This window comes from Pseudomonas sp. HP_12, assembly GCF_055283955.1.
The window spans coordinates 168,236-193,238 of sequence record NZ_JBTOQG010000060.1; the positions used below are offsets into that span (position 1 = coordinate 168,236).

21 protein-coding genes are annotated in these 25,003 nt (G+C 58.6%); 10 read left to right on the forward strand and 11 right to left on the reverse strand.

Features of this window, described 5'->3' with window-relative positions; translation table 11 throughout:
* The first annotated feature begins 241 nt into the window (after nucleotides 1-241).
* The 4 genes from dnaA to gyrB are packed head-to-tail and all read left to right on the forward strand — an operon-like array spanning nucleotide 242 to nucleotide 6,455.
* Nucleotides 242-1,777 (forward strand): chromosomal replication initiator protein DnaA, encoded by a 1,536-nt coding sequence (gene dnaA / locus ACYASU_RS24535; protein WP_463584353.1) that lies wholly within the window; start codon nucleotides 242-244, stop codon nucleotides 1,775-1,777.
* A gap of 35 nt (nucleotides 1,778-1,812) precedes the next feature.
* Nucleotides 1,813-2,916 carry a DNA polymerase III subunit beta gene (gene dnaN / locus ACYASU_RS24540; protein ID WP_065988045.1) on the forward strand — a complete coding sequence of 368 codons (1,104 nt, stop codon included), beginning with the start codon at nucleotides 1,813-1,815 and terminating at the stop codon, nucleotides 2,914-2,916.
* Between the two features lie 13 nt (nucleotides 2,917-2,929).
* Nucleotides 2,930-4,033: a DNA replication/repair protein RecF gene (gene recF / locus ACYASU_RS24545; RefSeq protein ID WP_463584354.1), complete on the forward strand. Its 1,104-nt coding sequence runs from the start codon at nucleotides 2,930-2,932 to the stop codon at nucleotides 4,031-4,033.
* A 4-nt stretch (nucleotides 4,034-4,037) separates the two neighbouring features.
* The gene (gyrB, locus tag ACYASU_RS24550) at nucleotides 4,038-6,455 is read left to right on the forward strand and encodes a DNA topoisomerase (ATP-hydrolyzing) subunit B (RefSeq protein WP_282365446.1); all 2,418 of its coding nucleotides are present in this window, start codon (nucleotides 4,038-4,040) and stop codon (nucleotides 6,453-6,455) included.
* Here gyrB and ACYASU_RS24555 read toward each other — a convergent pair.
* Together ACYASU_RS24555 and ACYASU_RS24560 are read right to left on the reverse strand one after the other, a co-directional pair.
* Nucleotides 6,452-7,669, reverse strand: a complete 1,218-nt coding sequence (locus ACYASU_RS24555) for an acyltransferase family protein (protein WP_463584355.1) — start codon at nucleotides 7,667-7,669, stop codon at nucleotides 6,452-6,454. The two genes, gyrB and ACYASU_RS24555, sit on opposite strands and share 4 nt — an antisense overlap.
* A 61-nt stretch (nucleotides 7,670-7,730) precedes the next feature.
* Entirely contained in the window at nucleotides 7,731-8,873 is a 1,143-nt protein-coding gene (locus tag ACYASU_RS24560; protein WP_463584356.1) for an acyltransferase family protein, read from the reverse strand.
* Nucleotides 8,874-9,187: 314 nt separating this feature from the next.
* Here ACYASU_RS24560 and ACYASU_RS24565 point away from each other — a divergent pair, with 314 nt between their 5' ends.
* A complete protein-coding gene (locus ACYASU_RS24565; RefSeq protein ID WP_463584357.1) occupies nucleotides 9,188-10,375 on the forward strand; it encodes an MFS transporter in 1,188 nt (395 codons plus the stop codon).
* Between the two features lie 182 nt (nucleotides 10,376-10,557).
* Here ACYASU_RS24565 and ACYASU_RS24570 read toward each other — a convergent pair whose 3' ends face one another.
* From ACYASU_RS24570 to glyQ, 4 genes are read right to left on the reverse strand one after another with little or no spacing between them, the layout of a single operon-like run.
* Nucleotides 10,558-11,328: a lysophospholipid acyltransferase family protein gene (locus tag ACYASU_RS24570; RefSeq protein ID WP_463584358.1), complete on the reverse strand. Its 771-nt coding sequence runs from the start codon at nucleotides 11,326-11,328 to the stop codon at nucleotides 10,558-10,560.
* A gap of 57 nt (nucleotides 11,329-11,385) precedes the next feature.
* Nucleotides 11,386-11,943, reverse strand: coding sequence for a D-glycero-beta-D-manno-heptose 1,7-bisphosphate 7-phosphatase (gene gmhB, locus ACYASU_RS24575; RefSeq protein WP_463584359.1), 558 nt, complete (start codon nucleotides 11,941-11,943; stop codon nucleotides 11,386-11,388).
* Nucleotides 11,944-11,954: 11 nt separating this feature from the next.
* Nucleotides 11,955-14,009 carry a glycine--tRNA ligase subunit beta gene (gene glyS / locus ACYASU_RS24580; protein WP_463584360.1) on the reverse strand — a complete coding sequence of 685 codons (2,055 nt, stop codon included), beginning with the start codon at nucleotides 14,007-14,009 and terminating at the stop codon, nucleotides 11,955-11,957.
* Entirely contained in the window at nucleotides 14,006-14,953 is a 948-nt protein-coding gene (gene glyQ, locus ACYASU_RS24585) for a glycine--tRNA ligase subunit alpha (RefSeq protein WP_065988033.1), read from the reverse strand. Before glyQ ends, glyS begins: the two co-directional genes overlap by 4 nt.
* 82 nt (nucleotides 14,954-15,035) lie before the next feature.
* On the opposite strand from glyQ, the gene ACYASU_RS24590 reads away from it, so the two are divergent.
* Together ACYASU_RS24590 and ACYASU_RS24595 are read left to right on the forward strand one after the other, a co-directional pair.
* Nucleotides 15,036-15,608, forward strand: coding sequence for a DNA-3-methyladenine glycosylase I (locus ACYASU_RS24590; protein ID WP_192174401.1), 573 nt, complete (start codon nucleotides 15,036-15,038; stop codon nucleotides 15,606-15,608).
* 39 nt (nucleotides 15,609-15,647) lie between these two features.
* Nucleotides 15,648-16,535, forward strand: a complete 888-nt coding sequence (locus tag ACYASU_RS24595; protein ID WP_122534273.1) for a lysophospholipid acyltransferase — start codon at nucleotides 15,648-15,650, stop codon at nucleotides 16,533-16,535.
* Nucleotides 16,536-16,539: 4 nt separating this feature from the next.
* Here ACYASU_RS24595 and trkA read toward each other — a convergent pair whose 3' ends face one another.
* From trkA to def, 4 genes are all read right to left on the reverse strand, one after another.
* Nucleotides 16,540-17,913, reverse strand: a complete 1,374-nt coding sequence (gene trkA, locus ACYASU_RS24600) for a Trk system potassium transporter TrkA (protein WP_172610176.1) — start codon at nucleotides 17,911-17,913, stop codon at nucleotides 16,540-16,542.
* A 47-nt stretch (nucleotides 17,914-17,960) separates the two neighbouring features.
* Entirely contained in the window at nucleotides 17,961-19,280 is a 1,320-nt protein-coding gene (gene rsmB / locus ACYASU_RS24605) for a 16S rRNA (cytosine(967)-C(5))-methyltransferase RsmB (RefSeq protein ID WP_463584361.1), read from the reverse strand.
* Nucleotides 19,277-20,236, reverse strand: a complete 960-nt coding sequence (fmt, locus tag ACYASU_RS24610) for a methionyl-tRNA formyltransferase (protein ID WP_463584362.1) — start codon at nucleotides 20,234-20,236, stop codon at nucleotides 19,277-19,279. Before fmt ends, rsmB begins: the two co-directional genes overlap by 4 nt.
* Nucleotides 20,237-20,367: 131 nt before the next feature.
* The gene (gene def, locus ACYASU_RS24615) at nucleotides 20,368-20,874 is read right to left on the reverse strand and encodes a peptide deformylase (protein WP_205485646.1); all 507 of its coding nucleotides are present in this window, start codon (nucleotides 20,872-20,874) and stop codon (nucleotides 20,368-20,370) included.
* Between the two features lie 141 nt (nucleotides 20,875-21,015).
* Here def and ACYASU_RS24620 point away from each other — a divergent pair, with 141 nt between their 5' ends.
* The 3 genes from ACYASU_RS24620 to tsaC all read left to right on the forward strand — a co-directional run bounded on the left by ACYASU_RS24620 (nucleotide 21,016) and on the right by tsaC (nucleotide 23,875).
* Entirely contained in the window at nucleotides 21,016-22,041 is a 1,026-nt protein-coding gene (locus ACYASU_RS24620; protein ID WP_463584363.1) for a LysM peptidoglycan-binding domain-containing protein, read from the forward strand.
* Nucleotides 22,042-22,165: 124 nt separating this feature from the next.
* A complete protein-coding gene (gene dprA, locus ACYASU_RS24625) occupies nucleotides 22,166-23,278 on the forward strand; it encodes a DNA-processing protein DprA (protein ID WP_463584364.1) in 1,113 nt (370 codons plus the stop codon).
* Between the two features lie 39 nt (nucleotides 23,279-23,317).
* Nucleotides 23,318-23,875, forward strand: coding sequence for an L-threonylcarbamoyladenylate synthase type 1 TsaC (gene tsaC / locus ACYASU_RS24630; RefSeq protein WP_133774050.1), 558 nt, complete (start codon nucleotides 23,318-23,320; stop codon nucleotides 23,873-23,875).
* Between the two features lie 28 nt (nucleotides 23,876-23,903).
* Here tsaC and ACYASU_RS24635 read toward each other — a convergent pair whose 3' ends face one another.
* Nucleotides 23,904-24,881, reverse strand: coding sequence for an NADPH:quinone reductase (locus ACYASU_RS24635; RefSeq protein WP_463584365.1), 978 nt, complete (start codon nucleotides 24,879-24,881; stop codon nucleotides 23,904-23,906).
* Nucleotides 24,882-25,003: the final 122 nt, after the last annotated feature.

Genomic DNA, 25,003 nt, shown 5'->3' on the forward strand with positions numbered 1-25,003 from the left:
TGTGCATAGAATGTGTAGTTATGCACAGGTGCTTTATCCACAGGTTTCAGGCGGGGGTTATGCAACGAGCTGAAGCGGGGTTATCCACAGATCTTAACTATCCACCGGCGATCGTTTTTTTCAGGGATTTTTGTCGGGTTTGATGCCTTGGTGCCCTACCTTCATGTGGATAAGTCCGCTACGGGTGGTTACAATGGCCGCTTGTTTTTGCCGCGCCGGCTTCAGAATCTAGGGGATATTTGTGTCAGTGGAACTTTGGCAGCAATGCGTTGAGCTTTTGCGCGATGAGCTGCCTGCCCAGCAATTTAACACCTGGATCCGTCCGTTACAGGTTGAAGCCGAAGGTGACGAACTGCGCGTGTATGCGCCCAACCGATTTGTGCTGGACTGGGTAAATGAGAAGTACCTAGGTCGATTGCTCGAGCTGCTGGGCGAGCACGGTCAGGGAGTCACACCGGCGCTTTCCTTATTAATAGGCAGCAAGCGTAGCTCGGCGCCCCGTGCGGCCCCGAATGCACCGCTCGCTGCAGCCGCCGCCGCATCTCAGGCCGCTCAGCTGGTAACCACCGGCGAAGCGCCGGTGGCCTCACGGGCACCGCAGTCCGTCGTGACGCCTGCTCCGATGATTCAGACCTCTTTGAATGTCGAAGACGAGCCCTCCCGGGCGAGCTTCGATCCAATGGCTGGCGCCAGTTCCCAGCAAGCCCCTGCTCGCGCCGAGCAGCGTAATGTTCAGGTTGAAGGCGCGCTGAAGCACACCAGCTATCTGAACAGGACATTCACGTTCGAAAACTTTGTCGAAGGTAAATCCAACCAACTGGCCCGGGCGGCCGCCTGGCAGGTAGCGGACAATCCCAAGCATGGCTATAACCCTCTCTTCCTTTATGGCGGCGTGGGCTTGGGTAAAACTCACTTGATGCACGCTGTGGGTAACCACCTGCTCAAGAAAAACCCGAATGCCAAGGTTGTGTATCTGCACTCCGAGCGTTTTGTCGCGGATATGGTCAAGGCGTTGCAGCTCAATGCAATCAATGAGTTCAAACGCTTTTATCGCTCAGTCGATGCACTGCTGATCGATGACATTCAATTCTTTGCCCGCAAAGAGCGTTCCCAGGAAGAATTTTTCCACACCTTTAACGCCCTTCTCGAAGGGGGTCAGCAGGTTATTCTAACGAGTGACCGCTACCCTAAAGAGATCGAAGGCCTGGAAGAGCGCCTGAAGTCTCGTTTCGGTTGGGGCCTGACGGTCGCGGTCGAGCCGCCTGAGCTGGAAACACGGGTGGCGATTTTGATGAAGAAGGCGGATCAGGCGAAGGTCGACCTCCCTCATGACGCCGCGTTCTTCATCGCGCAGCGCATCCGATCCAATGTGCGTGAGCTCGAGGGTGCGCTGAAGCGTGTCATCGCTCACTCACACTTCATGGGCCGGGACATCACGATCGAGCTCATCCGGGAGTCGTTGAAGGACTTGCTCGCGTTGCAGGACAAGCTGGTGAGTGTGGATAACATTCAGCGGACTGTTGCTGAGTACTACAAGATCAAGATCTCCGACCTGCTGTCCAAACGCCGTTCCAGATCTGTCGCGCGACCGCGACAAGTGGCAATGGCATTGTCCAAGGAACTGACCAACCACAGCCTTCCCGAAATCGGCGATGTGTTTGGCGGCCGCGACCACACAACCGTGTTGCATGCGTGCCGGAAGATCAACGAATTGAAAGAATCCGATGCGGACATCCGCGAGGACTACAAGAACCTGCTGCGGACTTTGACAACGTGATGCCAACGCAGCTTATCGAGGCAAGGGACTAGACCATGCATTTCACCATTCAACGCGAAGCCCTGTTGAAACCCCTGCAACTGGTCGCGGGCGTTGTCGAACGCCGTCAGACCTTGCCGGTTCTGTCAAACGTGCTCCTGGTCGTAGAGGGCCAGCAGTTGTCTTTGACGGGTACTGACCTGGAAGTCGAGCTGGTCGGCCGCGTCCAACTGGAAGAGCCTGCAGAGCCGGGGGAAATCACCGTTCCTGCGCGCAAGCTGATGGACATCTGCAAAAGCATTCCCAATGACGCCCTTATCGACATCAAGCTCGATGAGCAGAAGCTGATCGTTAAAGCAGGCCGTAGTCGCTTCACGCTGTCCACCCTGCCTGCCAACGACTTCCCAACCGTCGAGGAAGGCCCGGGTTCGCTTACGTTCAGCCTTGTTCAAAGCAAACTGCGCCGGTTGATCGAGCGCACCAGCTTTGCCATGGCTCAGCAGGACGTACGCTACTATCTAAACGGCATGCTGCTTGAGGTCCAGTCTGGCATTCTCCGCGCGGTCGCAACTGATGGTCACCGTCTGGCGATGTGTTCCATGGCTGCAGAGATCGAGCAGGCTGACCGTCACCAGGTGATCGTCCCGCGTAAGGGCATCCTTGAACTGGCACGACTGCTGACCGAGCAAGATGGTCTGGTCAGTATCGTGCTGGGTCAGCATCATATTCGTGCGACCACCGGTGAGTTCACGTTCACATCGAAACTGGTTGACGGTAAATTCCCTGACTATGAGCGAGTCTTGCCCAAGGGCGGCGACAAGCTGGTCGTAGGCGATCGTCAGGCGCTGCGCGAGGCGTTCAGCCGGACCGCGATTCTCTCTAACGAGAAGTATCGGGGTATCCGCCTTCAGTTGGCGAACGGTCAGCTGAAGATTCAAGCGAACAACCCGGAGCAGGAAGAAGCCGAGGAAGAAATCAGCGTCGACTACAACGGCAGCTCACTTGAGATCGGATTCAACGTTAGCTATCTGCTCGACGTATTGGGTGTCATGACCACAGAGCAAGTCCGTCTGATTCTTTCGGATTCGAACAGCAGCGCCTTGGTGCAGGAGTCCGGCAATGACGACTCGGCCTATGTCGTTATGCCGATGCGTCTGTAACAGCAGTTGATTAATGTCTCTTAGCCGCGTCTCGGTCACCGGGGTGCGCAATCTGCACCCGGTGACCTTCTCCCCTTCTCCCCGCATTAACATCTTGTACGGCGCTAACGGCAGTGGGAAAACCAGTGTCCTGGAAGCCATCTATCTACTCGGTTTGGCGCGCTCCTTCCGCAGCGTTCGGCTGCAACCGGTCATTCAATACGAACAACCTGCATGCACGGTCTTTGGCCAGGTTGAACTCGCTGAAGGTGGCCACAGTAGTCTTGGCGTCTCACGTGACCGTCAGGGGGATTTTCAGATTCGCATCGATGGTCAGAATGCGAAAAGTGCCGCGCAACTCGCCGAGACGTTGCCACTGCAGCTGATCAATCCCGACAGCTTCCGGTTGCTTGAAGGTGCTCCCAAGATCCGGCGTCAGTTTCTGGATTGGGGAGTGTTCCACGTGGAACCTCGTTTTATGTCGACTTGGCAGCGGCTTCAGAAGGCCCTCAGGCAGCGGAACTCGTGGCTTCGCCATGGTACACTTGACGCCGCTTCACAGGCCGCATGGGACCGTGAGCTGTGCGTTGCGAGCGATGAAATTGACGAGTTTCGGCGCGCCTATATCAAGGCGCTGAAGCCGGTGTTCGAGCAAACCCTGAGTGAGCTTGTTCAGATCGATGGGCTGACGCTTAGTTACTATCGAGGATGGGACAAGGAAAAAAACCTGAGTGACGTACTCGCGTCGTCCCTCTACCGTGATCAGCAGATGGGTCACACCCAGGCAGGGCCTCAACGCGCAGATTTACGGCTGCGACTCGGCGGTCACAACGCGGCGGACATTCTTTCTCGCGGGCAACAGAAACTCGTGGTCTGCGCCCTCCGCATTGCTCAGGGACATTTAGTCAGTACGGCCCGTCGTGGCCAATGTATTTACCTCGTCGACGATCTGCCATCAGAGCTCGATGAGAATCACCGCAGTGCGCTATGTCGCCTGTTGGAAGAATTACGCTGCCAGGTATTCATCACCTGCGTAGATCATGAATTGTTGAGGGAAGGCTGGCATACGGAAACGCCAGTTGCTTTGTTCCACGTGGAACACGGCAATATCACCCAGACCCACGACCACCGGGAGTGAAGGCATGAGCGAAAACCAAACGTACGACTCGACCAGTATCAAAGTGCTGAAAGGGCTCGATGCCGTACGCAAACGTCCTGGTATGTATATCGGCGACACAGACGACGGCAGCGGCCTGCACCATATGGTGTTCGAGGTTGTGGACAACTCGATCGACGAGGCGTTGGCCGGTCACTGTGACGACATAAGCATCATCATTCACCCGGATGAGTCGATCACTGTTCGCGACAACGGTCGTGGCATTCCTGTTGATGTGCACAAAGAAGAAGGCGTGTCCGCTGCCGAAGTCATCATGACTGTGTTGCACGCAGGCGGTAAGTTTGACGATAACTCCTACAAGGTATCCGGCGGTCTGCACGGTGTGGGCGTTTCAGTCGTCAACGCGCTGTCCGAGGTTTTGAATCTCACCGTTCGCCGTAGTGGAAAAGTCTGGGAACAGACGTACGTACACGGTGTTCCACAAGAGCCGATGCAAATCGTTGGCGAAAGTGACACCACTGGAACAGAGATCCACTTCAAGCCTTCCTCTGAAACCTTCAAAAACATTCACTTCAGCTGGGACATTTTGGCCAAGCGGATTCGTGAGCTGTCTTTCCTGAACTCCGGCGTGGGTATCGTTCTTAAAGACGAGCGTAGCGGCAAGGAAGAATTGTTCAAATATGAAGGTGGTCTGCGGGCATTCGTTGAATACCTGAACACCAACAAGACGCCTGTGAACCAGGTCTTTCACTTCAACATCCAGCGTGAGGATGGCATCGGCGTTGAGATTGCTCTGCAGTGGAATGACAGCTTCAACGAAAACCTGTTGTGCTTCACCAACAACATTCCGCAGCGCGACGGTGGTACTCATCTCGTGGGTTTCCGTTCTGCCCTGACGCGTAACCTGAACAACTACATCGAGCAGGAAGGTCTGGCGAAGAAGCACAAAGTCGCCACCACCGGCGACGACGCGCGTGAAGGCCTGACGGCGATCATCTCCGTCAAAGTCCCTGATCCAAAGTTCAGCTCGCAGACGAAAGACAAGCTGGTGTCTTCGGAAGTGAAGACCGCGGTTGAACAGGAGATGGGCAAATACTTCTCTGATTTCCTGCTCGAGAACCCGAACGAAGCGAAAGCCGTCGTCGGCAAGATGATCGACGCGGCACGTGCTCGTGAAGCTGCGCGTAAAGCCCGTGAGATGACTCGCCGCAAAGGTGCGCTGGATATTGCCGGCCTGCCCGGCAAACTGGCTGACTGCCAGGAAAAGGACCCTGCCCTTTCCGAACTGTACCTCGTGGAAGGTGACTCTGCTGGCGGCTCCGCCAAGCAGGGACGGAACCGTAAGACTCAGGCCATCCTGCCACTCAAGGGCAAGATCCTGAACGTGGAAAAGGCGCGCTTCGACAAGATGATCTCGTCCCAGGAAGTGGGCACGTTGATCACGGCACTGGGCTGCGGTATCGGCCGTGACGAATACAACATCGAGAAGCTGCGCTACCACAACATCATCATCATGACCGATGCCGACGTCGACGGTTCGCACATCCGTACTCTGTTGCTGACCTTCTTCTTCCGTCAATTGCCGGAACTGGTTGAGCGTGGCTACATCTACATTGCCCAGCCGCCGCTGTACAAGGTGAAGAAAGGCAAGCAAGAGCAGTACATCAAAGACGACGAGGCCATGGAAGAGTACATGACCCAGTCGGCCCTGGAAGATGCGAGCCTGCACCTGAACGAATCGGCACCTGGCATCTCCGGCGCAGCACTGGAGAAACTGGTTCACGATTTCCGTATGGTCATGAAGACCTTGAAACGTCTGTCCCGCCTGTACCCGCAAGAGCTGACCGAGCACTTCGTCTACCTGCCGGCTGTACCAATGGAGCAGCTGTCGGATCACGCAGCCATGCAAGAGTGGCTGGCGAAGTTTGATGAACGTCTGCGTGTGGGTGAGAAATCCGGCCTGGTCTACAAAGCCAGCTTGCGCGAAGACCGCGAGCGTAACGTGTGGCTGCCAGAGGTCGAGCTGATCTCCCATGGTCTGTCCAACTACGTGACGTTCAACCGCGATTTCTTTGGTAGCAATGACTACAAAACAGTCACTGCGCTGGGTGCGCAGATCAGCACGCTGCTGGAAGAAGGCGCTTACGTGCAACGTGGCGAGCGCAAGAAAGCGGTCACCGAGTTCAAGGAAGCGCTGGCCTGGCTAATGGCAGAGAGCACCAAGCGTCACACCATCCAGCGCTATAAGGGTCTTGGTGAGATGAACCCTGATCAGTTGTGGGAAACCACGATGGATCCGAGCGTGCGACGTATGCTTAAGGTGACGATCGAAGACGCCATCGGCGCTGATCAGATCTTCAACACCCTGATGGGTGATGCAGTAGAACCACGCCGCGACTTCATTGAAGCCAACGCACTGGCGGTATCGAACCTGGATTTCTAAGGTTCACCCGCTATCAAAACAGCCCCAACGATGCGAATCGATTGGGGCTTTTTTTGTCTAGAGGTTTGGCTAACGGTCTTCCTTGGACTAATCGGCGAGGTGGTCCGCCCTCTCCTGCTCAAGCGTTTGCCCCATTCGATACCGCGCTGTTCAATGAGGCGGTAGCTGACCGCAGATATGCCCACGATGATGATTGACAGGCCAAGCAGCAGGAAGTTATCAGCCATTGCGTTATTGAATGAAAGCATCGGGCCTGGCGCCGCAGCAGCGTAAGTGACAAAGGTGTAGCCGGTGACTTTCCCTAACAGAAGCATGCCCAGGGTGAAGGCGAACAGTACCATCGCATGGGTCATGTAGATCGAGTAGGACAGCACGCCCAGCTTCTCGAACGGGCGAGCTTTCAGCAAGGTCGAGATCACCCCTCCCTCGAAGGAGAAAATCAACATGACCGCGCAGAACACCAGCATCAGACCGATCTGTTTGTGATCGATGTTACTCAGCAGCACACTCACTGTGAGCCAAATCCCGACTACTTCCAGGGCAGTGTGCAGCCAGCGCGAAATGCTCTTGGTGTGGATAACCTGATAGAGATGATAGGTCATCACCCCTGCAAAGAAACAGGACAGTCCCTGCAATGCGGGCTCCATCAGAGAGGCAAGTTCCAAGGACAAACAGACCACAGCTACCAACGAAATCATCAGAAATATCAGCGTGGCAAGGCGTGGCGTACACAAGAGTATCCCCGCGAAGATCATGTAGATGTAGTACTCGACACTGATGCTCCACGCCGGAAAGTTGAATGACTGCGGATTGAATCCCGGCCACCACGATTGCAACAGAAGCAGGTTGGGGATGATTTCCCGGGGCGCGCGCTGTCCGGTGAAGCTCGGCTGATTGAACGCTATGCCAGCATGCTCTGCGGCCAGCTTCACCACCTCCAATGCGATGGCGAGCACGAGCACAAAGACGTGCAGGGGGTACAGTCGGAAGGTGCGGGTGATAAAGAACTGCCTGAACTGGTCCGTCGTTGCGAGCCGCTGTCCGTAGGTGTGGACCATGACGAATCCGCTCAGGACAAAGAAAAAGCTCACCAGGTAATGAGCATTCCTGAAGAACGCCCACTCGCCGAAGCTCTGTGGAATGTGGATGTGATAGACCGCAACGCTGAGTGCGCAGATGCCCCTAAAGCCGTCCAGCACTTGAAACCTCTTCATCCCCAACTCCCTGTTGAATCGATACTGGATGCGTTACTCGGCGCTTTCGGTACGCAGGTCGTTATGCAGTGCGCTTCGCGGTCCTCGCCCAGCGGGTTTTCAAGGTGTCCATTCCACTACCCAGAACCGTAGTCAGCCCACGGCGCCAGGCCATAGCTGGCTTCTCAATGAAATGCCAGGAGAAGACCGCTGCCACTAACGCAAGCGGGAACGCGAGAAACATCATGCTGGCGGGGCCGATACCTTTGAGCAGGTGGGCGAGGATTTCCTGAATCGGGAAGGCATAGATATAAACGCCGTATGAGTAATCACCCAGCTGGTTGTAACGGTCGACCACGGGGTGGGTTGCAAACCCGAGGTAGAAAATCAGATACGTCCACGCCACGGTAAAGCACTCGAAGAAATACGGCGTGCGCCATGTGCAGGCGGCTAATACGGCAAAAGGCAGGAAGCCGATGAATCGATGCGCGATGTGATGACGATATCGATAGAAGGACATTCCCAGCACAAACGGTAAACTCCACCTGAAGAAAAACTCGGCACGGTGGAAGTCATTGAGCAGAGCGCTGCTCAACATCAAGCATTTGAAGGCGACGTACAGCGCCGCGTAACACAGTAGAAAGCCGGTGAACTTTCGCCCTTCGCTGAAAAAGGCTAATGCGCCAAGCGTGCCGACCAGAATGTAGAGAGCGACCTCATAGAAGAGCGTCCACAGCGACCCATTGATGCCGGGCCAAGGGGTGTTCTCGAACACGCCCGGGAGCTGGAATTTCATGCTGAAGAGCGTCAAATTGTGGGTCAGATAACCGTATGTATCACCTGAGCGGAAATATTCCGACGCACTCAGTGTCGTAAACAACGGCCCGATCAGAAACGCGCTGAGCAGCAGCACGAGTGTCAGACCAGGGTAGATGCGCAAAAACCGAGCAGTGAAGAAATCCACTGTACTGCCGGCGCGATCACGGCTAAGCGAGATAAAAAAGCCGGAGACGCAGAAGAATGTGATTACTGCCAGTTCCCCGAGGGAAAGGCCAATCCAGTCCGAGAGCGGCTCGACCGCATCATGGCCGAGTGCGAGAGGGTAACTGTGGGAGATCAATACCGCAGTGGCGGCAAGCATTCTGATCAGATTGAAGTTGTTGTTTCGTCTGAACGCCAGGTCACCCAACGTATTCATACTGCCTCCGCGCGCGATCAGGGTCATGTCGGTTCGATCCATTCACCGCTGTGACGCTCACGCTGTCGAAGACGCGCGATATCGCGAGGGTTGGAAATGGTGTTGAGCCTGAACGATACACTGGGCGTGGAGCGCGTCTAATTGGCATCCCTAATCGGGACGCGGATTACCTGCATGCCCTGTCAGCCAATAATTTGGCCCTGAAACTCGAACGATAGTTTTTATTGGGCAGGACTGTGTCACTGCGCCTCGATTGGGCCATGACAGCGGCAAAAACTTAAAGAACCCGTCGAATGACCCGTTGCATCAGGACAGATGTAAGACCAAGGAGCCTCAGTTATATGTCGATTCGCAAATACCAGAGAGTGCTGGCCATCCCACGAGTGCTGCCCGCGACATTGTTCATGTTCGTTGCGGGTTTGCCGCTGACCATCATGGGGCTCACGCTGAGCTTGCATGTACTCAACGAAATGGGCGGTAGTTATTTTGATGCGGGCGTGGTGGGGACAGCGACCGCCCTCGGGTTTGCGGTGGGCTCTCCCCTTCTCGGCCGGATGATTGACCGTCATGGCCTGCGCCCGGTAGTGGCCGTGTGCGGGACGCTGTCGACCCTCGCCTGGGTGTTGCTACCGATGGTGAGTTACTGGCTCTATGTCTTTCTGGCTTTTGTTGCCGGTCTCTTTACCGTGCCAACGGGCTCGCTCGCCAGGCAGTTCATCGCCAGTCTGGTGCCGGAGGATCAGCGCCGGCCTGCGTATTCTCTCAACATGATGCTTATGGAACTCTCATTCGTCATTGGGCCGGCGAGCGGCATTTTGCTCATCACCACGTATTCGGCGACGGCCACGCTGGCGGGCATCGGCCTCTGGCGGGCGCTCTCCTATGTCGTGCTCTATGTGTTGAACTGGCCGACGCGCAACGTTGACGAAGTCGCCGCAAATCCTGATCGCGTCCGACCCAAACTCCGCACATGGATGAGCGGCCGTCTGCTGGCCGTGATGTTTGTCAGTGCGGGTGCGTTGTTCGTGCTCTACGGCACCGAGCTGGCACTGATCGCTGTGCTGCGCGCCAGCGATCAACTTGCTTTCACCGGATACGTCATCGCCGCCATGTCGATTGCGTCCATTGTGGGTGGATACGTTCATGGGAATGTCCACAGGTCGTGGTCGCAGATGAAACTCGCCTTGGCAATGAGTCTCCTGCTGCTGCCCGTGGTTTTCTTTGATGACGTCTGGTGGTGGCTGATGCTCGCGCTGCTGCCCACCAATCTGCTGTGCACACCGACGCTGGCCGCAGGTTCTGAAGCCGTCGCCAAGCTGGCGCCTTCCAGCGTGAGAGGTGAAGTGATGGGGTTGCACGATTCGGCGTATCGAATAGGCCAAACATTGTCCGCGCCGATTGTGGGATTCGCGATCGACAGTGTTTCCCCTGCCATGGGATTTGTCGCAGCGGCGTGTGGAGGGATTGTGCTGGTGGGTCTAGGGGCGCTCTGCAATCTGCGGATACCAGCGCCGGCCAGAGCGGCTTGATTCACAGATCGGTCTCGGCCGCACAGGCTCAAGACCGGTCTTTTCAGGTCATCGGCAGACGATGAGAAAAAACTTATGCACGTATCGGCGTTTTAAGCGCTCGAAGAAATAAGTATTAAAATTAATGAGTTAGCAGTTAATTTCTCGAATTTCTACTTATTCGTGCACAGGTTATCCACAATTCACGCCGGTGATTTCTCTGGCGCAGGCGCAGGCATTGCGGGCGATCCCAAATCACGCTGGGTTTGCTCGTTCCATGACGAGACGCGATCGTTCAGCGCAGCGATTGCGCGAGGGCCAGTGCCCTCTGCGTACATCGGTTTGCCAATCACGACTTCGATGGTCCCCGGCTTTTTACCCCAGCCCTCTTTAGGCCAATAGCGGCCGGCATTGTGGGAGATGGGCAGGACGGGCAAGTCCGCGTTAACCGCCAATGCCGACCCGCTGCGCGAGAACTTTCCGATCTGGCCGTACGGCACGCGTGTGCCTTCAGGGAAGATCAGCACCCAGACGCGATCTTTGAGCAACTCATCGCCTTTCTTCGCCACGACCTTCAGCGCCGCTTTGGGGTTATTGCGATCAATGGCGATGGGACGCAGCATCGCCATCGCCCAGCCGAAGAAAGGCACGTACAACAACTCCCGCTTGAGCACTTGGCTCAACGGTTGAAAGTGGGCCGAGAGAAAAAACGTTTCCCACGTGCTCTGGTGATTGGAGACGATCACGCACGGCGTCTCGGGAATGTTTTCCTGGCCGGTAACACTGACCTTGATGTTGAGGAACACGCGAGTCAGCCACAAGGCGCAGCGGCACCAGTACACATTGATGAAGCGATAACGAAGACGGAACGGCAGGAAAGGTGCAATAAAGAAACTCAGCGAACACCACAGCAGGGCGGTAGTGCCCAGCAGCAGGTAAAAGAAGAAAATCCTGATGGCCTGCACAATCGACATAGCTGCTTTTACCGTTACGGGGCAATTGCCCGAATTGAGCGAGCCGTTGAATAGCCGTTAGCCGTTCAACGGGGCGCTGTTGTGGATTAGTTCTGCGGCAACCGCCGCCAGATCATCGAAAACCAACGTGCCTGCGGGCAATGCACCGCTTCGCGTCTTCTGACCTTTACCGGTCATGACCAGAACAGGTTGTGAGTCGACGGCCACCGCCGCCTCCAGGTCACCCTTGCTGTCGCCCACAAACCACACGCCGCGTAAATCGACGGCGTAATGGCGGGCAATGGTCTTCAGCATGCCCGGTTTTGGCTTGCGGCAATCGCAGCCGGCGTCCGGGCCGTGGGGGCAATAAACAATCAGTCCGATCTCACCACCCTCCTCCGCCACGAGTTCACGCAAGCGTGCGTGCATGGCATCAAGGGTGGCGAGATCGTAGTAACCGCGAGCAATGCCGGACTGGTTGGTGGCCACTGCCACCGTCCAGCCGGCTCTACTTAGTTGCGCAATGGCCTCGATGGAGCCGGGAATCGGAACCCACTCGTCCACCGACTTGATGTAGGCGTCGGAGTCCTGGTTGATCACCCCGTCCCGATCGAGAATCAGCAACTTCACTGGCATGCGCTCCGCTGTCAGCCCAACAAGGAGATGTCGGCAACGCCGAGGAACAGATTGCGCAGACGTGCGAGCAAGGCATAACGGTTAGCCCGCACGCTGGCGTCTTCCGCGTTGACCATGACCGCCTCGAAAAACGCATCCACAGGCTCGCGAAGTGCCGCAAGACGCGTCAGCGCTTCGTTGTACTGACGGCTGGCGGACATCGGCGCGACGGCCTGATCTGCCTGCTGAATCGCCGAGTACAGCGAGAACTCGTTGGCGTTATCGAAATACTTCGGCTCGACGGTCTGGGCGATGTTGCCATCTGCCTTGCTCAGCAGATTGGAAACCCGCTTGTTCACGGCGGCCAATGCTGCAGCCTCAGGCAACTTGCGGAAGGCCTGAACAGCCTGAACACGTTGATCGAAGTCCAGCGCCGAAGCGGGCTGCAAAGCGCGCACCGACAGGTAGACAGAAACGTCGACGCCTTCGTCTTCATAGCGCGCGCGCAGACGATCGAAGATGAATTCGAGAACCTGCTCTGGCAGACCAGCAGGCTTGATCTTCACACCGAACTGAGCGACGGCGAACTGCACGGTTTTGACCAGATCCAGATCCAGTTTCTTATCGATCAGGATGCGCAGGATGCCCAGTGCGGCCCGGCGCAAAGCGTACGGGTCTTTGCTACCGGTCGGCAGCATGCCGATGCCGAAGATGCCCACGAGTGTGTCGAGCTTGTCGGCAATGGCAACAGCGGCGCCAGTCAGCGTGCCCGGCAATTCAGCACCAGCGCCACGTGGCATGTACTGTTCGTTCAACGCCAGCGCGACGTCTTCGGGTTCGCCGTCGGCCAAGGCGTAGTAGTAGCCTGCAACGCCTTGCATCTCGGGAAACTCGCCAACCATTTCGGTCGCCAGGTCGCACTTGGAGAGCAAGCCTGCACGCGCGGCGCGCTGAGCATCGCCGCCAATGCGGGGCGCGATGAAAGCGGCCAGCTTGGAAACACGTTCGGCTTTGTCGAATACCGTGCCCAGTTGCGCCTGGAACACCACGTTCTGCAGGCGCTGGTTGAATGTCTCCAGCTTTTGCTTCTTGTCCTGCTTAAAGAAGAACTCAGCGTCGGTCAGACGCGGGCGAACGACTTTCTCGTTACCGTGGACGATCTGGGAAGGGTCCTTGCTGTCGATGTTCGCGACAGTAATGAAGCGCGGCAGCAGCTTGCCTTCGGCATCCAGCAGGCAGAAGTACTTCTGGTTGTCCTGCATCGTGGTGATGAGGGCTTCCTGCGGCACTTCAAGGAAACGCTCCTCGAACGAGCACACCAGCGGCACGGGCCACTCGACCAGCGCAGTCACTTCATCAAGCAATGCCGGCGGCACGATGGCGGTGCCTTCGTGTTGCGTGGCAAGTTCTTCAACGCGCTTGCTGATCAGCTGACGACGCTCGTTGAAGTCCGCGAGCACGTAGGCCGCGCGCAAGTCGCTGGCGTAGTTGGCCGGCGAGGTAATGCGCACGCTCTCCGGATGATGGAAGCGATGGCCACGGGATTCACGGCCGGACGTCTGGGCAAGAAGGGTGCAATCGACGACTTGATCGCCAAACAGCATCACCAGCCACTGGGTCGGACGTACGAACTCTTCCTTGCGCGCACCCCAGCGCATGCGCTTCGGAATCGGCAGGTCGTTGAGCGAATCTTCAACGATGGTGGGCAGCAGGCTTAATGTTGGCTTGCCAGGAATGCTCTGGCTGTAACGCAGCTTCGGGCCGCTCTGGTCGATCTCACTCAGGTCGACGCCGCACTTCTTGGCGAAGCCCAAGGCAGCCTGGGTCGGATTGCCCTCGGCATCAAACGCGGCCTGGCGTGGCGGGCCGTCCAGATTGACGCTGCGATCCGGCTGCTCGGTGGCGAGCTGAGTAATCAGCACCGCCAGACGACGTGGCGCGGCATAAACCTGCTTGGCGCTGTAGGTCAGACCCGCAGCCTGCAGGCCTTTTTCAATACCGGCCATAAACGCATCGGCCAGGGTATTCAATGCTTTGGGTGGCAGTTCTTCAGTGCCCAGTTCAACCAGAAAATCTTGAGCACTCATTGCGCAGCCTCCAGCTTGGCCAACACTTCATCGCGGATATCGGGCGCGGCCATCGGGAAGCCGAGCTTGGCCCGGGCCATCAGGTACGCCTGGGCCACGGAGCGAGCCAGGGTGCGGACGCGCAGAATGTACTGCTGACGCGCCGTCACGGAAATCGCGCGACGGGCATCCAGCAAGTTAAAGGTGTGAGAGGCCTTGAGGACCATTTCGTAGCTCGGCAATGGCAGCTCGACTTCGATCAGGCGCACGGCTTCGCTTTCATAGAAATCGAACAGCTCGAACAGCTTGTCGACGTTGGCGTGCTCGAAGTTATAGGTCGATTGCTCCACTTCGTTTTGATGGAACACATCGCCATAGGTGACTTTGCCGAAAGGGCCGTCAGTCCAGACCAGGTCGTAGACCGACTCGACGCCTTGCAGGTACATCGCCAGACGCTCGAGGCCGTAGGTGATTTCGCCGGTGACCGGGTAGCACTCGATGCCGCCGACTTGTTGGAAATAGGTGAATTGCGACACTTCCATGCCGTTCAGCCAAATCTCCCAGCCCAGGCCCCAGGCGCCGAGGGTTGGGGATTCCCAGTTGTCTTCGACAAAGCGGACGTCGTGCACGAGCGGGTCGAGGCCCACGTGCTTCAGGGAGCCGAGGTAGAGCTCCTGGAAATTGTCCGGGTTGGGCTTGAGGACGACCTGGAATTGATAGTAGTGCTGCAGGCGATTCGGGTTCTCGCCATAACGGCCATCGGTAGGACGACGGCTCGGTTGTACGTAGGCGGCGTTCCAGGTTTCCGGGCCGATGGCGCGCAGAAACGTAGCGGTGTGGAAAGTGCCGGCGCCCACTTCCATATCGTAGGGCTGAAGTACCACACAACCTTGCTCAGCCCAGTATTGCTGGAGGGCGAGGATCAAGTCTTGGAAGGTACGCACGGCTGGCGTAGGCTGGCTCACGAAATTCACCTGTACTGGGGGGCTGCGATTTAAAGAGCGGGAGTATACCCGATTCGGCCGCGCCTCCACCCTTGGGAGCCCTATGCCACGCTGCTTTTGGTGCAACGAAGATCCGCTTTACATGGACTACCACGATCAAGAGTGGGGTGTGCCGTTGCGCGATGCGCAGATGCTGTTCGAGTTCCTGTTGCTCGAAGGGTTCCAGGCCGGACTGTCGTGGATCACCATCCTGAAAAAGCGCGAGCGCTACCGCGAAGTGATGTTCGGCTTCGACGTCCAGCGCATCGCCGCAATGACCGATGCGGAAATCGAAGCCCTGATGCTGGAGCCCGGCATTGTGCGCAACCGTCTCAAGCTCAACGCCGCGCGCAAGAACGCTCTCGCCTGGTTACGGCTCGAGGATCCGGTCGCGTTTGTCTGGTCTTTTGTCGGAGGCGAGCCGAAGGTCAATCACTTCAAGGACCGCAGCGAGGTTCCGGCCATTACGCCTGAGGCCGAAGCGATGAGCAAAGCGCTGAAGAAAGCCGGCTTCACCTTCGTTGGCCCGACCATCTGTTATGCCTACATGCAGGCCACCGGCATGGTGATGGACCATACGGTTGATTGCGATCGATACGCCGAGCTGGTGGGTGATGTGGATAATCGGCTCCCATGAATGGTTACAATGGCCGCCTCATGTATTCGGGAGTGATCTGTGGATAAGTTCAAAGGCGCCTTGATGGTTGGGGCACTGCGCCTGTTTGCCCTGTTGCCGTGGCGCGCAGTGCAATGGGTCGGCACCTGCATTGGCTGGCTGATGTGGAAGTTGCCTAACCGGTCTCGCGACGTCGCGCGCATCAACCTGTCCAAGTGCTTCCCTGAACTTAGCCCTGAAGAACTCGAAGCACTGGTCGGCCGCAGTCTGATGGACATCGGCAAGACCCTGACCGAAAGCGCCTGCGCGTGGATCTGGCCGGCGCAGAAGTCGATCAATCTGGTTCGCGAAGTCGAAGGGCTTCAGGTGTTGAAAGACGCTTTGGCGTCGGGCAAGGGCGTCGTCGGTATCACCAGCCATCTCGGCAACTGGGAAGTGCTCAACCACTTCTACTGCAGCCAGTGCAAACCGATCATTTTCTACCGGCCACCCAAGCTCAAGGCCGTGGACGATCTGCTGCGCAAGCAGCGCGTACAGTTGGGGAACCGCGTCGCAGCGTCCACCAAGGAAGGCATTCTCAGCGTCATCAAGGAAGTGCGCAAAGGTGGCTCGGTCGGCATTCCGGCGGACCCGGAACCCGCTGAGTCAGCAGGCATCTTCGTACCCTTCTGCGGGACGATGGCGCTGACCAGCAAGTTCGTCCCGAACATGCTGGCGGGCGGCAAAGCGGTGGGCGTGTTTCTTCACGCGATGCGTCTGGAGGATGGCTCTGGTTACAAAGTCGTACTCGAAGCCGCGCCGGACGACATGTACAGCACCGATACCGCTACGTCGGCAGCTGCCATGAGCAAGGTGGTTGAGAAGTACGTGCGGGCCTATCCAAGCCAATACATGTGGACCATGAAGCGCTTCAAGAAACGCCCCGAGGGTGAGAAGCGCTGGTATTGAGCTTTTAAAAAAAGCTCAAACCCACCTGAAACAGCCGCTCCACGTCGCGGATGTACTTTTTATCCACAAGGAACATGACCACGTGATCGCCCGATTCGATCACCGTGCTGTCATGGGCAATGATCACCTGATCGGCACGGGTGATGGCGCCAATGGTCGTGCCGGGCGGCAGGTTGATGTGCATGATGGCTTTGCCAATCACCTTGCTGGATTTGGCATCGCCATGGGCGACGATTTCGATGGCTTCCGCCGCGCCCCGACGCAATGAATGCACGCTGACGATATCGCCGCGCCGCACGTGCGCCAGCAGCGTACCAATGGTGGCGAGCTGAGGGCTGACCGCGACATCAATCTCTCCCCCTTGCACCAGGTCGACATAGGCCGGGTTGTTGATGATCGTCATCACCTTCTTCGCGCCGAGACGTTTGGCCAGTAACGACGACATAATGTTCGCCTCGTCGTCGTTGGTCAGCGCCAGAAACAGGTCGGCATTGTCGATGTTCTCTTCCACAAGAAGGTCGCGATCCGAAGAGCTGCCTTGCAGGATCACCGTGTTGTTGAGCGTGTCTGACAGGTGACGGCATCGGGCGGGATTCATCTCGATGATCTTGACCTGATAGCGGTTCTCGATGGCCTCCGCCAGCCGCTCGCCGATCTGCCCGCCGCCAGCAATCACGATGCGCTTGTAGCTCACATCCAGACGACGCATCTCGCCCATAACGGCGCGAATATCCGCTTTGGCAGCGATGAAAAAGACCTCGTCGTCAGCCTCGATAACCGTATCGCCCTGAGGAATGATCGGACGGTCACGACGGAAAATAGCCGCGACGCGAGTCTCGACATTGGGCATGTGCGTGCGCAGTTGACGCAGTTGCTGCCCCACCAGAGGGCCGCCGTAGTACGCCTTGACCGCCACCATCTGCACCTTGCCGCCGGCGAAGTCGATGACTTGCAGCGCGCTGGGGTATTCGATGAGCCGCTTGATGTAATGGGTGACCACTTGCTCAGGGCTGATAAGCACGTCCACGGGAATGGCGCCGTTGGCGAACAGGCCTGAGCGGGTCAGGTACGCCGACTCGCGAACCCGGGCAATCTTGGTCGGGGTCTGGAACAGCGTGTACGCGACCTGGCAGGCGACCATGTTGGTCTCGTCGCTGCTGGTCACGGCCACCAGCATGTCGGCGTCGTCGGCGCCGGCCTGACGCAGCACGGTTGGAAATGAGCCGCGACCGTGAACGGTGCGGATATCGAGGCGATCACCCAACGCTCGCAGACGATCCTGATCGGTGTCCACGACGGTGATGTCGTTGGCTTCGCTGGCCAGGTGCTCGGCCAGCGTACCGCCGACCTGCCCTGCGCCGAGAATGATGATCTTCAATCAGTCTCTCCTTGAAATGATGATTCCGTCACACCGGGTACTTGTCTTCACGCCGCCGCAATCTTGATCAGTTTGGCGTAGTAAAACCCGTCATGCCCGCCTTCCTGGGCCAGCAACTGACGGCCGTGGGGCTGCTTTAGACCGGGAGGCGGATTGCCTTGCTGACCGGCAATGTCCAGCTCCCGAGCCCCCGACGTACGCGCCAGGAATGCATCAATGACTTCGGTGTTTTCAGTCGGCAGGGTCGAGCATGTGGCGTACAGCAAGATCCCGCCGACCTGCAGCGTCGGCCACAGCGCGTCGAGCAGTTCGCCCTGCAGCGTAGCAAGGGCAGGAATGTCATCGGCCTGACGGGTCAGCTTGATGTCGGGGTGGCGGCGAATCACGCCAGTCGCCGAGCAAGGCGCGTCCAGTAGAATGCGCTGGAACGGTTTGCCGTCCCACCATAGATCCGTGGCGCGGGCGTCGGCGGCGATGAGTTCGGCACTCAGGCCCAGGCGATCCAGGTTCTCTTTGACCCGCACCATGCGTTTGGCTTCAAGGTCCACCGCAACGACGCCTGCCAGGCCCGGTTGGACTTCCAGCAGATGGCAGGTCTTGCCACCCGGTGCGCAACAGGCGTCCAGCACACGTTGACCCGGCGCCAGCTCCAACAAGTCGGCGGCCAGTTGCGCTGCCTCATCCTGAACGCTGATCCAGCCCTCGGCGAAACCCGGCAGCGAGCGAACATCGCCCGGTTCGGTAAGCACGATGCCGTCCTGGCTGAACGTGCTCGGCGCCGCTGCGATGCCTGCGTCCAGTAACAGCTGAAGGTACTGCTCGCGGGTTTTGTGCCGGCGGTTGACCCGTAAAATCATCGGCGGGTGGGCGTTGTTTGCCGCACAAATCGCTTCCCAATGCTCAGGCCAGGCGGCTTTCAACGCTTTTTGCAGCCAGCGTGGATGAGCAGTGCGCACCACCGGATCGTGTTCCAGTTCTGTCAGCAGTGCCTCACCTTCCCGTTGGGCTCGACGCAGCACGGCGTTGAGCAACGCTTTTGCCCACGGTTTTTTCAGTTTGTCGGCGCAGCCCACGGTTTCGCCGATAGCGGCGTGGGCAGGAATCCGCGAATAGAACAGCTGATACAGGCCCACCAGCAATAAAGCCTGCACGTCGTTATCAGCGGTTTTGAAGGGTTTCTGCAGCAGCTTGGCCGCCAGCGCGGAGAGCCTTGGCTCCCAACGCGCGGTGCCAAATGCCAGATCCTGGGTCAGGCCGCGGTCGCGGTCTTCAACCTTGTCCAGTTGCGTGGGCAAGGAGCTGTTCAGCGATGCCTTGCCACTCAGTACGGCAGCCAGGGCCTTGGCTGCGGCCAGACGCGGGTTCATTGAGCATCCACCGCTTGGCCGAGGACAGTGCCGACGGCGAACTTCTCGCGGCGGCTGTTGAACAGGTCAGCGAAGCCCAGCGGTTTGCCGCCGGGGAGTTGCACACGCTTCAGACGCAGCGCGCCGTCACCGCACGCGACCAGCAGGCCGTCTTTGCTTGCGTCGATGATGCTGCCGGGCGTGCCCTCCCCGTCGGCGATCTGCGCGGCCAGAACCTTCAGCGCTTCGCCGTTGAGCGTGGTGTGGCAGATCGGCCATGGGTTGAAGGCGCGTACCAGTCGCTCCAGCTCAACGGCCGGGCGGGTCCAGTCGATACGTGCTTCATCTTTGTTCAGTTTGTGCGCATAGGTGGCGAGGCTGTCGTCCTGTACTTCGCCCACAAGCGTACCGTCTGCCAGGCCGGCAATGGCATGAATCACCGCAGGCGGGCCGAGCTCAGCGAGACGATCGTGCAGCGTACCGCCGGTGTCGTCGGCCGTGATCGGGGTCGTCACCTTGAGCAGCATCGGGCCGGTGTCCAGCCCCGCTTCCATACGCATGACCGTCACGCCGCTCTCGGCATCGCCGGCCTGCACCGCGCGCTGGATCGGCGCAGCACCGCGCCAGCGTGGGAGCAACGAGGCGTGGCTGTTGATGCAGCCCAGACGCGGAATATCCAGTACGGCCTGCGGAAGGATCAGGCCATAGGCGACCACGACCAGCAGGTCCGGTTGCAACGCGGCCAGCTCGGCCTGGGCTTCGGGTGCGCGCAAGGTGGGCGGCTGCATGACAGGAATAGTGTGCTGAAGGGCAAGCTGCTTGACCGGGCTCGGCATCAGCTTCTGACCACGACCGGCCGGGCGATCTGGCTGGGTGTACACCGCAATGACGTCGTGGGGACTGTCGAGCAGGGCTTTCAAATGCTCGGCGGCGAATTCCGGGGTGCCGGCGAACACGATGCGCAGTGGCTCAGTCATGGGCTTCTCTTGAGTATGACGGTAGAAACGCGCTTGCCCGCGATGGCGTGGTGTCAGCCGACAAATGCGGCAGAGGACAGGTCGCTATCGCGGGCAAACGGGCTCCTACGGTAGAAAGGAGGATGGCGGGATCAGGCGTTTTGCTTGTGGAGTTTTTCCAGCTTCTTCTTGATCCGGTCGCGCTTGAGATTGGACAGGTAATCAACGAACAGCTTGCCGTTCAGGTGATCGCATTCGTGCTGGATGCACACGGCGAGCAGGCCTTCGGCGATGAACTCGTAGGGCTGGCCGTCACGGTCCAGCGCCTTGACCTTGACCCGTTGCGGGCGATCCACGTTTTCGTAGAAACCTGGAACAGACAGGCAGCCTTCCTGGTACTGGTCCATCTCGTCGGTGAGCGGCTCGATCTCGGGGTTGATGAACACCCGCGGCTCGCTGCGATCTTCGGAGAGATCCATCACCACCACGCGCTTGTGTACGTTAACCTGCGTCGCGGCCAGACCGATGCCAGGCGCTTCGTACATGGTTTCAAACATGTCGTCGACCAACTGGCGAATGCCGTCGTCCACTTCAGCCACCGGCTTGGCGATGGTGCGCAGGCGCGAATCGGGAAATTCGAGGATGTTTAGAATGGCCATATACGTAAGGGATGCACTGTAGGGTAAAGTCAAAATCGGCTGCTAGGCTTGGGACGTCACAAGCTGCAGCCCTAGTAAAACCGGAAGTCTCGCAAGACTCAGCGTTTCACGCGAAGCCAACATGATAAAGGGATTCACCGCATGAGGAAATCACTACTCGCCCTGCTGCTGTTGGCCGCGACAGGCCTTGTCCAGGCGCAAGTACAGCTCAGGGATGGCCATCCACAGAGTTACACCGTCGTCGCCGGTGACACACTTTGGGACATTTCCGGAAAATTTCTTAACCAGCCGTGGAAGTGGCCCCAACTCTGGCGCGCCAATCCGCAGGTTCACGACCCTGATCTGATCTACCCCGGCGACACGCTCAACCTGATTTACGTCGATGGTCAGCCACGCATCGTCGTCAATCGCGGTGAGTCTCGCGGCACCATCAAACTCTCCCCGCGTGTGCGCAGTACGCCGATTGCCGAGGCGATTCCCACCATCCCGCTGGGCGCGATCAATGCGTTTCTGCTGAACAACCGAATCATCGACAACGCCAGCCAGTTTGAAGTCGCGCCTCATGTCGTGGCCGGCCCCGGCGAGCGGGTGCTGAGTGGTGCGGGTGATCGCATCTATGCCCGCGGCCAGTTCGAGCCGAGCCATGTGTCGTACGGCATCTATCGCAAGGGCAAGACCTACGTCGATCCGGTGAGCGGCGTGGTGCTGGGCATCAATGCCGATGACATCGGCAGCGGCCAAATCGTTGCCAGCGAAGGTGACGTGGCGACGTTGCAACTGCAGCGCTCGACCCAGGAAGTACGCCTCGGCGATCGGCTCTTCGTCAGTGAAGAACGCGGAATCAATTCCACCTTTGTCCCTAATGAGCCCCAGCAACCGATCAGCGGCACTATCATCGATGTGCCCCGGGGCGTGACCCAGATCGGCGAGTTCGACGTGGTGACCATCGACCGTGGCCGACTGGATGGCTTGGCCGAAGGCAACGTGCTGGCCATCTACAAGACCGGCGAGACGGTGCGTGACCGGGTCAACGGTGATCAGGTCAAAATTCCCGACGAGCGCTCAGGGCTGCTGATGGTCTTCCGCACGTACGAGCGACTGAGCTACGGCATGGTGCTGCACGCAACCCGATCTCTGGCGGTTCAGGACAAAGTCCGCAATCCGTAATGCTATGTATCAGCTGCAAATCACTTTTCTCCACCGGCATGCTTCACTTATCAAATTGTTGTTAACAGACTTATCCACAGCTTGATCCACTGATTAAGGTGGGTCTCGGATCAAGGAAGATGACATGCCGTTGTTCGAAAAGGCCGAGCAGTCGCCGGCTGAGCTGGAAGCCCGTTTGCGTCTGCATCGGCTGCCGGAAGTCGGTCCAAAACGTTTTCACACCCTCATCGATGCGTTCGGCAGCGCCTCTGCCGCGTTGAGTGCGCCGGCTTCGGCATGGCGATCTCTGCGGCTGCCGGCGGCCAGTGCCGAGGCCCGTCGCAGTGCCGAAGTGCGCGACGGTGCCAGTGCTGCACTGGCCTGGTTAGAGCGTCCGGGCCAGCATTTGCTGATGTGGGACGACCCTGACTACCCTGCGCTGTTGGCAGAAATCCCGGATCCACCGCCCCTGCTCTTCATCGCCGGAAACCGTGCATTGCTTGATCGTCCGCAGTTGGGAATGGTGGGCAGTCGACGCGCTTCCAAGCCTGGACTCGACACCGCAGCGGCGTTCGCGCGAAGCCTGGCCGGTGCCGGTTTTGTCATCACCAGCGGGCTGGCGCTGGGTATCGACGGCGCCGCGCATCAAGGTGCTCTGGACGTAAAAGGCGGGACAATTGGCGTGCTGGGCACCGGCATCGAAAAACTTTATCCACAGCGGCATCGTCAACTTGCGGCGCGTATGGTGGCCGAGGGCGGCGCAGTGATTTCCGAGCTGCCGCTGGACGCAGGCCCCCACGCCAGCAACTTTCCCCGGCGCAATCGAATCATCAGCGGTTTGTCCCTGGGCGTGTTGGTGGTCGAGGCCAGCGTTGCCAGCGGATCGTTGATCACGGCACGGCTTGCCGCCGAGCAGGGCCGTGAGGTCTATGCCATCCCCGGCTCGATCCATCATCCGGGCGCGAGGGGTTGTCACCAGCTGATCCGTGAGGGGGCAGTGCTGGTGGAAACCATCGACCATATTCTTGAAGCGCTGCAGGGCTGGAAAAACGTCGCGCCGAGTTCGGACGTCGTTGATAAACCGTCGCCCCCGCTTCATCCGCTGCTCGCCCTCTTGCACGCAGCGCCGCAAACCGGCGAGGCGCTGGCCCACAACAGCGGTTGGCCGTTGCCAAAGGTCCTGGCGGCGCTGACCGAGCTTGAACTCGACAGCAGCGTGGCCTGTGAAGCCGGGCGATGGTTTGCCCGGGCACGCTGAGGTTAAACTGCCCGCCTGCGTAATTTGGGAGAACGGACGATGGTCAGCAGTTGGCGAGTGCAGCAAGCCGCACGAGAAATTCGGGCCGGGGCGGTGATTGCCTATCCAACCGAAGCGGTGTGGGGGTTGGGTTGTGACCCCTGGGATGCAGAGGCGGTGTATCGCCTGCTGGCAATCAAGGCGCGGCCTGTTGATAAGGGCTTGATCCTGATCGCAGACAACATCCGTCAGTTCGATTTCCTCTTCGAGGACTTCCCTGAGCTGTGGATCGACCGCATGGCCAGCACCTGGCCAGGACCGAACACCTGGCTGGTGCCACATCAAGGCCTGTTGCCGGACTGGATCACCGGAAAGCACGACACCGTCGCCCTCCGGGTCAGCGATCACCCGACCGTACGCGAGCTGTGCGCCTTGACCGGTCCACTGGTGTCGACCTCCGCCAACCCGACCGGCCGCCCCGCAGCCCGCTCACGACTGCGCGTTGAGCAGTATTTCCACGAGCAACTGGACATGGTGCTGAGCGGCAGCCTTGGCGGGCGTCGCAACCCGAGTGTGATACGGGATCTGGTCACCGCTGAGGTGGTAAGGGCAGGTTAATGCCCTTCCACCGTTTCGCAGGGTGAGATCAAGGCACCAGAATGATCGACCCAACCGTTCTGCGCCCTGCCAGTTCGGTATGGGCCTTCGCGGCATCCTTGAGGGGAAACTTCTGGATGTCGTCGACCTTCACCTTGCCGCTGGCGACCATTTCAAACACCTCATCCGCCATCGCCTGCAAGGCTTCCGGGGTGTTCGCGTAGGAGCCCAACGTCGGCCGGGTGACGTACAGCGAGCCTTTCTGAGCGAGGACTCCGAGGTTCACCCCGGTTACTGCGCCTGACGCATTGCCGAAGCTGACCAGCAGGCCTCGCAATTCCAGGCAATTCAGCGACGTTTCCCACGTATCTTTGCCCACGCCGTCATAGACCACCGGGACCTTCTTGCCGTCGGTCAATTCCAGTACACGCTGGACCACGTCTTCCTTGCTGTAATCAATCACTTCCCAAGCGCCGAGCGCTTTGGCGTGCGCGGCCTTCTCTGCCGAGCTCACCGTGCCGATGAGCTTGACGCCCAAGGCACTGGCCCACTGGCAGGCGATCGACCCCACGCCGCCGGCAGCGGCATGGAACAGGATGGTTTCTTCAGGGCGGATTTCGTAGGTCTGACGAAACAGGTATTGCACGGTCAGGCCCTTGAGCATGACGGCGGCGCCCTGCTCGAAGCTGATACCGTCAGGCAGTTTGGCGATGTTCGCGGCCGGCGTTAAGTGAACGTCCCCGTAGGCACCCAATGGACCGGTGCCGTACACCACCCGGTCGCCGACTTTGACGTGGGTGACTTCGCTGCCGACCGCCTCAACCAGTCCCGCGCCTTCGTTGCCCAACCCCGACGGGAACGAAGGCGCCGGGTACAGGCCGCTGCGAAAGTAGGTCTCGATGAAATTGACGCCAATCGCCTTGTTACGCACAAGCACGTCTTTCGGCCCTGGTGCCGGGGGTTCGAAGTCTACGTACTCGAGCACTTCGGGACCGCCATACGCCTTGAACTGGATACGTTTTGCCATTTGCTTTCTCCGTCATGGATCGGACTTGCAGAGGATGACTGTCGATGCGAAAGGGCTCTATCGGACTCCTTCGTTGGCGCTTCGTCAACTGCGGCAGCCGCCATGCCGGTGATATGCTACGG